The 12665-nt window shown below is 51.6% G+C and carries 8 protein-coding genes and 1 riboswitch; of the genes, 4 read left to right on the plus strand and 4 right to left on the minus strand.

The features are described 5' to 3' along the window. Positions 1 to 164: 164 nt before the first annotated feature. The 3 genes from C8J48_RS18825 to metH all read right to left on the minus strand — a co-directional run bounded on the left by C8J48_RS18825 (position 165) and on the right by metH (position 6232). The gene (locus C8J48_RS18825; RefSeq protein ID WP_170105555.1) at positions 165 to 329 is read right to left on the minus strand and encodes a hypothetical protein; all 165 of its coding nucleotides are present in this window, start codon (positions 327 to 329) and stop codon (positions 165 to 167) included. Positions 330 to 882: 553 nt separating this feature from the next. Continuing rightward, positions 883 to 2766 (minus strand): bifunctional homocysteine S-methyltransferase/methylenetetrahydrofolate reductase, encoded by a 1884-nt coding sequence (locus C8J48_RS13935; RefSeq protein ID WP_107727868.1) that lies wholly within the window; start codon positions 2764 to 2766, stop codon positions 883 to 885. Continuing rightward, complete coding sequence (gene metH / locus C8J48_RS13940) at positions 2756 to 6232, minus strand: methionine synthase (protein ID WP_107727869.1); 3477 nt, start codon at positions 6230 to 6232, stop codon at positions 2756 to 2758. The genes C8J48_RS13935 and metH overlap by 11 nt, the downstream gene beginning before the upstream one ends. Before the next feature lie 115 nt (positions 6233 to 6347). After that, positions 6348 to 6456: riboswitch (SAM riboswitch) on the minus strand. 499 nt (positions 6457 to 6955) lie between these two features. Between metH and C8J48_RS13945 the strand changes: the two genes are divergently transcribed. The 3 genes from C8J48_RS13945 to C8J48_RS13960 all read left to right on the plus strand — a co-directional run bounded on the left by C8J48_RS13945 (position 6956) and on the right by C8J48_RS13960 (position 10005). Further along, positions 6956 to 7858: an ABC transporter substrate-binding protein gene (locus C8J48_RS13945; RefSeq protein ID WP_245891233.1), complete on the plus strand. Its 903-nt coding sequence runs from the start codon at positions 6956 to 6958 to the stop codon at positions 7856 to 7858. Between the two features lie 386 nt (positions 7859 to 8244). Further along, a complete protein-coding gene (locus C8J48_RS13955; RefSeq protein WP_107727871.1) occupies positions 8245 to 9360 on the plus strand; it encodes a betaine/proline/choline family ABC transporter ATP-binding protein in 1116 nt (371 codons plus the stop codon). A 12-nt stretch (positions 9361 to 9372) separates the two neighbouring features. Beyond that, entirely contained in the window at positions 9373 to 10005 is a 633-nt protein-coding gene (locus C8J48_RS13960; protein WP_107727872.1) for an ABC transporter permease, read from the plus strand. A gap of 192 nt (positions 10006 to 10197) precedes the next feature. On the opposite strand, the gene pdxR is transcribed toward C8J48_RS13960, so the two are convergent. Next, positions 10198 to 11679, minus strand: a complete 1482-nt coding sequence (gene pdxR, locus C8J48_RS13965; protein ID WP_107727873.1) for a MocR-like pyridoxine biosynthesis transcription factor PdxR — start codon at positions 11677 to 11679, stop codon at positions 10198 to 10200. Between the two features lie 139 nt (positions 11680 to 11818). Here pdxR and pdxK point away from each other — a divergent pair, with 139 nt between their 5' ends. After that, a complete protein-coding gene (gene pdxK / locus C8J48_RS13970; protein ID WP_107727874.1) occupies positions 11819 to 12646 on the plus strand; it encodes a pyridoxine/pyridoxal/pyridoxamine kinase in 828 nt (275 codons plus the stop codon). The last annotated feature ends 19 nt before the right edge of the window (positions 12647 to 12665 follow it).

The following is a 12665-nucleotide window of genomic DNA, read 5'->3' on the forward strand; positions in this document are numbered from 1 at the left end:
CAACCCTAATCCCTTATTATTATATCGCAATTGATTGGATCACCCAAGGAAAGGACGGAAAAAACGGATCAACTGGAAGATGGGCGCTTCTATCAGGTACGAGTGCCAGTAAAAACTCATAAGATACAGTGTCAATGTGGACATTGAACCAAAGGAGTGATCCGTCATGGGAGAAAAAATGCCCATGAAACCATTGCCCATACCGGAAATGCCGAAATTCCCAAAGAGGCACCACCATCACAAATACCACCATCACAAACATCACCACCACAAACACCACCATAAGCACCATAAGCATCATAAGCATCATTACTTTCCTGTACCGACACCTGTGCCGGTTCCAGTACCGTATGATCCCTGTGGTCCCGATTTCTGCGGCCCGGTTCCCTTTGGCCACTATCCCTATTACCATCACCACTATGATGGATACGGTGCTTGGGATCCTTGGGCTGCAGGTTACCATTATACGGGGCACCACCATTACCCCAAATATGAAAGCTCCAGCTCCAGCTCTAGTTCCAGTTCCAGCTCCAGTAGCTCCAGCAGCAGCCGGTACTAATCCCACGCCTCCCCAGCGGGAGGTTTTTTCTTGGGGTTATTTACTTTTGTTCTTTCCCCGCTCTCGGATATACAATACCATCAATACAAGGGAACTGATCAAGAGAATGTATACCAAGATATCTGGTGTCAACCAATCATAGACAGACAACCTCGTCGCCTCCTCTTCAAATGATGGGGTTTTATGGAATTTCACTTAGGCGATCCTGCTCCAATTTTACAAAACTCGCTGCTGAAAACCTACCGATAAACGTAAAAGTGAATGACGAACAAAACCAGCCCACAGCCAAAAACATCGTGTGAGCTGGTTTCGTTTTCATACTCTCAGCTGCCGGACACCACATTTTGCTGGGTACGTAGCCGAATATATCGCGTTAACGCCGCTGTCATCTCCCAATAATGGAATGGTGTAATCAAATAAATCCCTTGAAATAGTTTCACCGCCTCATCCAACAACGCTTGTGCAATTGCTACCCCTTCTTCTCTTCCTTCCGCCCCGCTCTTTCCTTCCATCCGCTGCATCACCGGGTCCGGAATTTTCACCCCTGGAAGTTCATGATGGAGAAAGAGCGCATTGCGATGGCCCGTTAAGGGCATAATGCCGATAAAGATGGGAATCGGGATATCTTTAGTCGCTTCTTTCACTCGATGCAGCGATTCTACATCATAGACCGGTTGGGTCATGACAAAATCGGCACCGGCTTCCACTTTCTTGTGTAAGCGCCGCACCGCCGCCTCGATCTTGGCTACATTGGGATTAAAGGCGGTACCCACCACAAAGCGGGCTTTCTGTTTTAACGGTCGGCCGGAGAAGGAAATACCCTCGTTTAGTTGTTTCACCATGCGGATCAAATCAAAAGAGGTCACATCATAGATGGAACTGGAGCCAGGCAAGTCCCCGATCCGAGTGGGATCACCGGTAACCACCAAAATCTGATCGATCCCTAGGGCATGGAGACCCATCAGATGAGACTGCTGTCCGATCAGGTTGCGATCGCGACAGGTGATATGAACCAACGGCTCTGCCCCGGTCCGCTCTTTCATAATGGCACCCAAAGCCATATTGCTCATCCGGGTGGTGGCCATGGAATTGTCCGCCAAGGTGATCGCATCGGCTCCTGCATGGGTAAGCTCTTCCGCACCGCGCAGGTATTGGCTGATGTCCAAGTCTTTTGGAGAGTCATATTCAATAATAACCGTCGTCTCCTCTTTCACCTGGTCGACCACACTGGGACGGGTGCGGGGCTGGATATGAATCCGTTCCTGTGTTCCTGTTTGTGTGGATGGGGCTGGATTGATGCGGGGGAGTGGCGCCAACCCCGCAATCGCAGCATTGATCGCTTTGATATGCTCTGGTGTCGTCCCACAACATCCGCCGATAATTTGTACTCCTTGCTCCCGTAAGGAGAGGGCGCGTTCGCCAAAATATTGCGGCGTCGATTTATATTGATACTCGCCGTCGTAAAGACCGAGGCGGCCTGCATTGGGATAAGCGGCCAGCGCTATACCCTCGGGTACTTGTGTCTGCTTCAACGCCCGTTCGATTTCCAAGGGACCGAGGCGACAGTTGAGACCGACGGCATCTGCCCCTTTTTGCTGCAACACCTGAAAAGCATCGCTTAAGAGATGGCCGTCACGGGTGCGCCCCACTTCCACCATCGCCAGGTTGCAAAGCACGGGGACATCGGTTAAAGGGCGAATCGTTTCCAGGGCTAGCACCAGTTCTTTTAAATCGATAAAGGTTTCCAGGATCAGTCCATCCACGCCGGCATATAAGAGGGCCGTCGCTTGTTCTTCGTACATATCGCGATAATCAGCTTCGGAATAGTGAAGCACCCTACCGGCCAGAATCGAGCCGATAGAACCCAACACATATGCCTCATCACCCGCTCCTCGTCGGGCCAGTGCAGCCGCTTCCCGATTGATGCGGGTGGTTTTACTCTCGATACCGTAACGGGCAAGCCGATCCCGGTTGGCCCCGTAAGTGTTGGTTTGAATGAGAGCCGCTCCCGCCTCACGATAGCGCCGATGAACATCTATAATCCACTCTGGCTGCGTCAAAGTGAGCTCCTCTGGGCATACACCGACGGGAATCCCCTGTTGATATAGGTAAGTGGACATCGCACCATCCCCTACCCACAGACGATGGGACAACGCCTCTTTTAAATCTGGTCGCAACGATTTCTCCTCCTTTCTCTCAATCCGCATTAAAGTACCGGCCTTCCGGGTGAGAAAAGACCATCGCCGACACCGATGCTTCCGGTTCCATCATAAAGCCATCGGTTAAGCGCACCCCGATTGCTTTCTCCGGTTGCAATAACCGAAACAGTTTCGCTTGATCTTCCAAATCAGGGCAGGCCGGATAACCAAAGGAGACCCGCACTCCTTGATAGCGCGCAGAAAAGCGCTCCCGCATCGTCATCTCCGCCGGATCGGGAAAGCCCCACACATCCCGCATTACATGATGAATTCGTTCAGCGAAAGCTTCTGCCGACTCCAAAGCAAAGGCCTGCACCATATGGGAGCGCAGATAATCCCCTTTTTCCTTCCAAGCTTCTGCCAGCTCCCGAATTCCGGCACCTGCTGTCACGGTAAGAAAACCGACAGTATCCATCACTCCCGATTCCACTGGACGTAGAAAATCGGCCAAACAGAGATGAGGCGGCTTACTCTGGCGTGGGAAAGTGAAGGTTTCCAATACTTTTTCACCCGGATGTTCCGGATCATATACAAATATGGTATCTCCCTTTGACTGCGCCGGGAAAAAGCGGTACATCCCATCTGCGCGGATGCGATCCGTTTGCACCAGCTCCGCCACCATCCGATCCATCTCTTCCTTCAACTCGTGTGTACGCTCATCCCTCTGCTCCAACAGGGTGGCCACATTCCCCTTAACGCCCAGATGTTTACCCAGCAGCATCTGTTGATTCACATAAGGGAGCAAATGGCTGACGGGATACTGTTTCAAAACATGGAGGCGAAAATCCGGCGGCTGATACACCGGCGCTTCCCGGTTGACGGATGAACGCTTCACCGCCGGGGATGGTGCCGCTTTTTTCTGGGCTGCTCTCTCCTCTTCCTTCCGCAGTGCGGCTTCCCGACTTTTCTTCAACTCTTCCACCAAAAGCGCGCGCTTGTCTGCGTTCTGTAGCCGATTGGCCAGGTCCAATCCGTTCATGGCATCCTTGGCGTACAAAACCGGCCCCTCGTATTGGGGAGCGATTCGATTATCCGTAAATTTGCGTGTCAAAGCTGCTCCCCCTACCAAAATCGGTGTATCGATTTTGGCTTCTTTCATATCCTGGGCGGTTAGAACCATTTGCTGTGCCGACTTCACCAATAGCCCGGACAAGCCCACCACATCGGGCCGCTCGCGGCGACATGCTTCAATCAGTTGTTCCGGCGGCACCTTGATTCCCAAATTAATCACTTCATAGCCATTGTTGGCCAGGATGATCTCCACTAGATTTTTACCGATATCATGGACATCCCCCTTCACCGTGGCTAGGAGCACCTTGCCTCGGCTCTCAGTATCCGCTTTTTCCATATGGGGCTCCAGATGGGCGACCGATGCCTTCATCACTTCCGCGCTCTGCAACACTTCCGCCACAATCAACTGATTATCGTTAAAGAGCCGCCCCACTTCATCCATCCCCGCCATCAAAGGACCGTTGATAATATCCAGCGGATCGTCGTACTTGGCCAACGCCTCCTCCAGATCAGGGATTAGACCGTCCTTGCTTCCCTCCACCACATAGCGCGATAGCCGTTCCTCCAGCGGGAGGTTGGAAACCGGTTCGGCGACGGCGCTCTTTTTGCCGCGATAAAAACGGGTAAACTCCTGCAAAACCTGATCATAGTTGTCCCCATCGGTTTGAAACAGAAAGGTTTCCGCTAAGCGCCGCTCTTCCTCCGAGATGGAGGCATAGCGCTCCAATTTCTCTGTATTAACAATGGCGTAATCCAATCCGGCCCGGGTACAGTGATACAAATAAACGGCGTTAAGCACTTCCCGTCCCGCTGGCGGTAAACCAAAAGAGACATTGGAGACGCCCAAGATAATTTGGCAAGCGGGAAGCACTTCTTTGATCCGGCGAATCCCTTCCACCGTCTCCTTCGCGGAACCGATGTACGCCTGATCCCCGGTTCCCACTGGAAACACCAACGGATCAAAGATAATATCCTCCGCTGGAACGCCATAGCGGTCAACCAGCAACTCATAGGAGCGACGGGCAATGGCCAGCTTTTTATCCGCTGTTACCGCCATTCCCTCTTCATCGATCGTTCCTACCACCACAGCAGCGCCATAGCGGTGAAGTAGGGGAACCACTTCCGCAAAGCGCTCCTCCCCGTCTTCCAAATTGATGGAGTTGATTACCGCTTTTCCCTGGGAAAATTTTAAGGCCGCCTCAATCACTTCGGGATCGGTGGAATCAATCATCAGCGGCACTTTCACCTTATTGACGACAAAGGAGAGAAAGCGGGCCATATCCTCCTGTTCATCCCGATCCGGGTCCGCTAAGCAGACATCGATAATCTGTGCTCCTCGCTTCACCTGTCGACGGGCGATTTCCGACGCTTCTTCATATTGGCCCTCTTGGATCAAATCGCGAAACTTGCGCGAACCGATCACATTGGTACGCTCCCCCACCATCACCGGGCGATTGTCCGCTTCCAGAAACAAAGGCTCAATCCCGGATACCGCTGTCAACGGTTCCCGGTTTTCCGCACGGGGTTTTTTATGTCGCAACGCCTCCGCCAAAGCTCGAATATGTTCCGGCGTCGTGCCGCAACAACCTCCTGCCATATTGAGCCAACCTTGATCGGCAAAAGCGGTCAATTTTTGCGCCAATGCCTGTGGTGTCTCATGATAGTGCCCATCTTCATCGGGCAATCCTGCATTGGGATAACAACTGACACCACAGTGCGCCATCCCCGCCAAGGTGCGCAGGTGATCCCGCATAAACTCCGGTCCAGTGGCACAGTTGAGCCCCACCGTCAGCGGCTTTAGATGTTGGATCGACAGATAGAACGCCTCTACGTTTTGCCCTGCCAACATTGTGCCCATCGGTTCAATCGTACCGGAAATCAACAGAGGTAGACGCTGGCCTGTCTTTTCAAATGCTCGTTCAATCCCGATCCCCGCCGCTTTCACATTGAGGGTATCCTGGGAGGTTTCCAGCAGCAACGCATCTACTCCACCGTCCACCAATCCGCGGGCTTGCTCCTCATAAGAGTCGATCAGCTCCTCAAAAGTGGTACCTCCGGTGACGGACAGCGTTTTGGTGGTCGGACCTAACGCTCCGGCCACATAGCGAGGACCACCTTGATGACCGAATTGCTCAACCGCTTCCACTGCACAGCGGGCAGCGGCCACATTGATCTCATAGGCGCGCTCCTGTAATTCATATTCTGCCAACACAATCCGGGTCGCACCAAAGGTGTTGGTTTCAATCATATCGGCGCCCGCTTCTAGGTACTCCAAGTGGATACGACGAATCACATCCGGCCGCGTGAGATTGAGCATCTCATTGCAACCGTCATACTCCTCACCGCCAAAATCTTGCGGCTGTAGATCGGCATCCTGTAAGCGTGTCCCCATCGCCCCATCCAGGATCAAAATCTTTTCGGTGAGACGTTGTTGGATAGAAGGTCGTTTCAAAGTTGCAGTCATAACATCAGCCCCTCGGCAAAATGAAGTAAATCGTCTCAGTAAATAAATCGTCTCAGTAAATACGAAAAAACCTCTCATCTTCTCATGATGAAAGGTTGGGTGAATAAGTTCACGTCTCTCATCTGCCAGAGAAGATCTCCGCAGGAATTGGCACCACACCGTTAATGGAAACGGCAGGTTGCCGGGCTTCATCGGGCCAGTCCCTCCACCTCTCTTGATAAGAGATTACTATACAATTTTGTACCAAATGCGCTCAATTGTTTATTAACTATAGAGGAATTCATCTATTTTGTCAATGAAAAAGCCCAAGCGATGTCATGAAGTGAGACTGCTCATAAACCCTGGTAATGGGAGGAGGGGAGTGATTTCCGGTGTAGCGCCTTTTACACTAAAGCACAAGTCTTGCTTCAGTCACTTCAGTTCCTCAGTCTCGCTTTGCACGAAAGCACAAGTCTCGCTTCAGTCACTTCGTTCCTTAGTCTCTCTTTGACCGACAACCCAGCGGAGTCGTCTCCGCAGTCCCCAACCGTAACCCTACCCTAATGGGGTTACTTTTTCGACTTCATGCTTAGAGATCGGTATACTGGGCAGAATACGTCGACAAGAAGCCCCTTTTCACTACTAAAATAACTCAGAGGAAATATAAGGGGTTTAGCAACCGTTTAAGCAGGGAAAACGGTTTTGATTCCTATCATGTCAAAAAATGATTGTGGAGGTTTTTTGGTGAAGAAATTATCGATCGGATTCCTGTTACTGATACTGACGGTCGCCGTGGCAGTCGGTTGTGCCGGGGCCGGTGACTCCGCCGAAGGTAAAATCGTCGTCTCCGGAAAAGATTGGACAGAACAATGGATCCTGGCTCACATCTACGGCGAGTATTTAAAAGCGCACACTGATCTGGATGTGGAAGTGAAGGAAGGGTTGGGATCGGAAACCGTCTTGACGGAAGCGATGAAAAAAGGCGATGTGGATATGTATGTGGAGTATAGCGGTACAGGATACCTCGTCTTCTTAAAACAACAGTATATCCCCGATACCGACCCGGCAGAGATATACGAGCAAACGAAAAAAGGTTATCTAAAAGAGTTTAATTTCCAATGGTTGGAGCCGATTGGATTTGCCAATAACCATGCCTTAGCCGTCACTGCGGACACCGCAAAAAAGAAAAACCTAAAAACCTTAAGCGACCTCAAAGGAAAAGCGGAGCAAATGAGTATCGGTGCTCCCGGAACTTTTTATGAACGGGAAGACGGGTACAAGGGCTATACCAAACAATACGGTTATGAATTCGGCAAAACGGTCTCCCTGGATGAAGATGTGATGTATACCGCGGTTAAAAATGGTGAGGTGGATCTGATTGTAGCTTTCTCCACTGACCCTCGCATCGAGCAATTTAATCTTCAACCCTTGGAAGACGACAAAAAGTATTTCCCACCCTATGACGCCGCTCCTGTCATCCGTAAGGAAGTACTGGACGCCAACCCCGGACTGGAAGAGACGATCAACGAACTCGCCGGAAACATCAGTACCGAGGAAATGATGGCAATGAACGCTGAAGTAAACCAAAAAAATAAAAAGCCCCAAGATGTCGCGAGGGAATTCCTGGAGAAAAAAGGGTTGCTGTAAATGTTATTCCGGTTATCACTGAATGATGGAGGGGATTTTTGAAAGCAAAGTGCCCTTCCTGTTCCACTTAGCGGTAGCCGTCGAGGGCGGGGAAAAACGGTGCTTTACACACAAGTCTCGCTATAGTCACTCCGTTCCCAAGTCTCGCACTGCTATATGTTTGAGCGATAGCGAGTTTGCCCGCGCTCAACCTCTTAGCGATATCCTCTATAATCAGGTGTCCCGTGAGGGGCAACCTATTAGCGATATCCCCTATAATCAGGTGTCCCGTGAGGGGCAACCTCGACGGCTGGAGCGAACAGCTCCTTGCTTCTTCGTAAACAGCAAGAGCACGCAGGCTCAAAAATTCCTCTCCTCCATCTAAAATGCTTATGGAGAATGGATATATGATTCAATTTAACAACATCGAAAAAACGTACAACGATGGCACGGTTGCAATCCAGGATCTCACCCTGGAGGTTCGGGAAGGGGAACTCTTAACGTTGATTGGTCCCAGCGGTTGTGGAAAAACAACGACCATGCGTATGATTAATCGCTTGATCGAACCCACCGCCGGCACCATCACTATCCGTGGCGAAGACATCTCCCGCCTCGATGCGGTGGAACTAAGGCGGAGCATCGGGTATGTGATTCAACAGATCGGACTGTTTCCCCATATGACGGTTGAGCAGAATATCTCGCTGGTGCCGCGGTTAAAAGGCTGGAAATCACAACAATACCAACAGCGGGTGGATGAGTTGTTGCAGCTGGTCGGCCTTGATCCCGCCACTTTTAAAAAGCGATATCCGGCGGAGCTCTCCGGCGGACAACAGCAGCGTGTCGGTGTGATTCGTGCCTTGGCGGCGGAACCGGATATCATCCTTATGGATGAACCGTTTAGCGCCTTAGATCCAATTAGTCGGGAACAACTTCAAGATGATATCGTCCGCCTGCAGGAAGAGATCCAAAAAACGATTGTATTTGTCACCCATGATATGGATGAAGCGATTAAGATCTCCCAACGTATCGCCATTATGCGGGAAGGGAAGCTGGTGCAGGTGGATACACCGAAACAGATTTTACACCATCCCGCTGATGATTTTGTGCGCGATTTTATCGGTGAGAATCGTCTAGACGTTGCCTTTCCCCAGGCGGCCGATCTGATGATCACAGCGATCACTACTGTTAAAAAATCGGATGGGTTGAGTGAGACTGTTCACACCATGAGAGAAAAACAGGTAGATACGCTGTTTGTAACCGACAACGATGGTACTCTCGCCGGTCAGATTGATTTCTCCGCCTTGGCTGATGATGCGGCAGAGGGGAAAACTGCGGCTGATATCATGGAGACCGACATTCCCGCTATAGCAGAGACTGATCCGTTGCAGGATGCGGCGCAATTATTTGAGCAGAATCACCGTATCCGAGCCATCCCTGTCCTCCGGGATGGATTTCTCATCGGTGTCGTCACTCGCGACAGCCTGATGAGAAGCTTAGCACAATGGAACCCCAGCGGAAATTAGAGGAGGAAACTGATGAATTTGCTGGAAACCATGATTGATCGGAAGGACGAAATCCTCACCCATATGGGGGAGCATTTAACTATGTCTCTACTGGCGATCGCCATCGCCATTCTGATCGCCGTTCCCGTCGGCATCTTGCTGACGCGCTTCCGCCGGATCGCCGAACCGATCATCGGAGTAACCGCCGTTATCCAGACCGTTCCCGGCTTGGCACTGCTGGCGTTTATGGTACCGATCTTCGGCATCGGCACCTTGCCGGCGATCATCGCTTTTACGCTTTACGCGTTGTTGCCGATCCTACGCAATACTTATACGGGCATTATCGGGGTAGATAAAGCGGTAGTCGATGCCGGACGAGGGATGGGCATGACCTCCCGCCAAATCCTGTTTATGGTGGAGCTGCCCCTCTCCCTACCCGTCATTATGGCAGGAATTCGCACCTCCTCCGTTTTTACCATCGGCCTGGCGGCACTGGCTGCCTTTATCGGTGCCGGCGGACTGGGTGAGCTAATCATTCGCGGTATGAGTATGTACGATAATAACTTAGTGCTGGCCGGAGCCATTCCGGCGGCGCTGTTAGCCATTTTGTTCGATACTCTCCTGCGCTTGATCGAAAACAAAGTCACCCCCCGCGGCTTAAAATAATGCGATAAACGAAATCCTTCTTCAACTACTGCAACACCCCCGCCGACCTATTCCGTTGGCGGGGGTGTTGCAATTTCTCATTTCCCCTCCTTACAAGTGCGAGGCTGCTAACAAACCTCAAGGGTAGTCACCCACTCGACAGCAAAAGTCTCGTCAGTCGCGACTCCTTCCATTCAACGGCGAGGCCAATTTTCAAAAATAAGGCGTTGTCCCCTTTTGCCCCGACGGAAGCGTGAGATACTCCTGCATTAATCGCCCCAACAAACGAATTCCCTGTTCCAGTTCCTCATCGGTGACACAGGAAAAACTGATACGCAAATGGTTCCACTCCACATCACCGGGATAACAGGCACTTCCCGGCAAAAAATGGAGGCTCTCTTTTTCTGCCCGCTCCAACAATAAAAGCGCATTCGCTCCAGCGGGTAGGCTGAGCCAGAGATTGAGTCCGCCTCGGGGAACGTTCCATGTCACTCCTGTGGGAGCATACTCTTCCAGCAAGCGCACGGCAAGATCCCGCTTTTGGGCCAAATCTTTCCGCAAGCGGTTTAAATAACGAGAAAAGACTTGTGATTGAAACAGCGCCAACACCACTTTTTGATTGAGAAGCGGATTGCCCAAATCGGCGTTGGCCTTTGCCGCCAACAGCCGCTCCCGCACTCGGCCTGAGGCGATCAAATATCCGACCCGGCAACTGGGAGCCAGCATTTTGCCCAACCCTTTGACATAGATGACGCTTCCCCGTCGATCCAACGCTTGCAAAGGCGGTGGTGGTGGTTCATGAAAATAAACCTCACTCCAAGGATCATCCTCCAACACGAGGCAGTTTAACTGATTGGCCAATTCGATCAGCTCGCGTCGCCGCCGCTCGCTCATCACGGTTCCCGTTGGATTGTGAAAGGTGGGGACAGTATAAATCAACTTCGGCGAGCCTCCGCTGTCCAGCAGTGGAAGAAGACGCTCCACCCGCATGCCTTCTTGATCGACGGGAACAGACCATACGGTGGCACCACGACTTTTAAACACATCAATGGCAGCGGAATACGTCGGCTCCTCTGTCACCACGATATCACCCGGTCCCAAAAAACAACGGGCTACCAGATCGATTCCCTGCTGTGACCCATTGGTGATCAGAATCTGTTCCGGCGAAACTTGGAGTCGTTCCCGTTCCATATACTGCGCCAAGTAATTGCGCAACTCCGTATCCCCTTGGATCTCCCCAAATTGTGCCAGCACCTCCGGATCCGCTGCAATCATGCGGGTGACGCTGTCCGCCAAGGCCTGCGTCGGCAACAAGTGGGGATGAACTGTCGACAGGGAAAGGTTAATCGCCGCCGCAGTCCGATTAAAATGAAAGTGTTGCGACCGATGAACATAATCGGGAATCGGCGGAGAATTGTTCTCTTCCGATTTGCGTTGCTGCCAACTCGTTCCCACCACATCGGCGGCGACAAACACCCCTTTTCCTTTGACCCGGTTTACCAGGCGCCGCTCCTCCAGCAATTTTAAGGCATGGGTTACCGTCACAGGGCTCACCTGCAGCACACGGGACAACTCCCGCACCGTGGGCAGTTGTGCTCCTGGATCAAAGTGACCGGATAATATCCGATCGGCGATCCCCTCTTCGATCTGACGTGCAAGCGGTATAGTGGAACCCCGGTTCAGCTTGATGTTCATCCTCTTCCTCCTATGTGTTACAGTGCGTAATTGACTGTTACAGTTCACCCTCTTTAAAATAATACCAAACACCATCCCTACTGCGCATCACAGGCGAAACAGACTAAGTATCGCCCTGTAACAAAAAGGAGGAGCACCTATGTCGATCCGCAAAGCATTGACCATCGCCGGTTCAGACACCAGCGGCGGAGCCGGGATTCAAGCCGATTTAAAAACATTCCAGGAGCATGGCGTCTATGGCATGAGCGCCATTACTACTGTTGTCACGATGGACCCCGACAACGGCTGGGCTCATCACAGTGATCCGCTAAACCTGGACACCGTGGAAGCCCAACTGAAAACCGTGTTACAAGGGACAAGCGTCGATGCCACCAAAACCGGCATGCTGGGTTCCGTCGAATTGATCGAACGAGTGGCAGATTGGGTCGATCGCTATGAGACTGGGCCTTTCGTTGTCGATCCGGTTATGGTTTGCAAAGGAACCGATGAACTGATGCATCCGGAGACAGCGGAAAGTTTAAAAGAAATATTGGTACCCAAAGCAACCGTCGTCACTCCCAATCTGTTTGAAGCGGGAGTATTGAGCGGGCTGGGAACAATTACAACTGTAGAAGCATTAAAAGAAGCCGCCATCGCCATCCATCAGTTGGGACCTGCTTATGTATTGGTCAAAGGAGGCGGAAAACTGGGTGGGGATACCGTCGTCGATGTTCTCTATGACGGCAGCAATTTTGAAATCCTGGAATCCGAGCGTTTGGATACTCCCCACATCCATGGTGCAGGCTGTACCTATTCCGCTGCTATCACCGCCGAATTGGCCAAAGGTTGGCCCGTAGAGGAAGCGGTCAAACGCGCCAAATCCTTTATCACAGCGGCGATCCGGCACGGCTTTGCCCTCAATCAATTTGTTGGACCTGTCTACCACGGCGCCCATCGTTTATTTGCACAAGCGCCAACCCGTTCTTAACATACAAACCCTCCATCTA

This window comes from Desmospora activa DSM 45169 (genome assembly GCF_003046315.1).
Classification (GTDB): Bacteria; Bacillota; Bacilli; order Thermoactinomycetales; family DSM-45169; genus Desmospora; species Desmospora activa.

Coding starts and splice junctions, on each gene's coding strand:
- C8J48_RS13955 (WP_107727871.1), top strand. CDS start 8,245: ATGATTCAATTTAACAACATCGAAAAAACGTACAACGATGGCACGGTT.
- metH (WP_107727869.1), bottom strand. CDS start 6,232: ATGACTGCAACTTTGAAACGACCTTCTATCCAACAACGTCTCACCGAA.
- pdxR (WP_107727873.1), bottom strand. CDS start 11,679: ATGAACATCAAGCTGAACCGGGGTTCCACTATACCGCTTGCACGTCAG.
- pdxK (WP_107727874.1), top strand. CDS start 11,819: ATGTCGATCCGCAAAGCATTGACCATCGCCGGTTCAGACACCAGCGGC.
- C8J48_RS13935 (WP_107727868.1), bottom strand. CDS start 2,766: ATGCGGATTGAGAGAAAGGAGGAGAAATCGTTGCGACCAGATTTAAAA.
- C8J48_RS13960 (WP_107727872.1), top strand. CDS start 9,373: ATGAATTTGCTGGAAACCATGATTGATCGGAAGGACGAAATCCTCACC.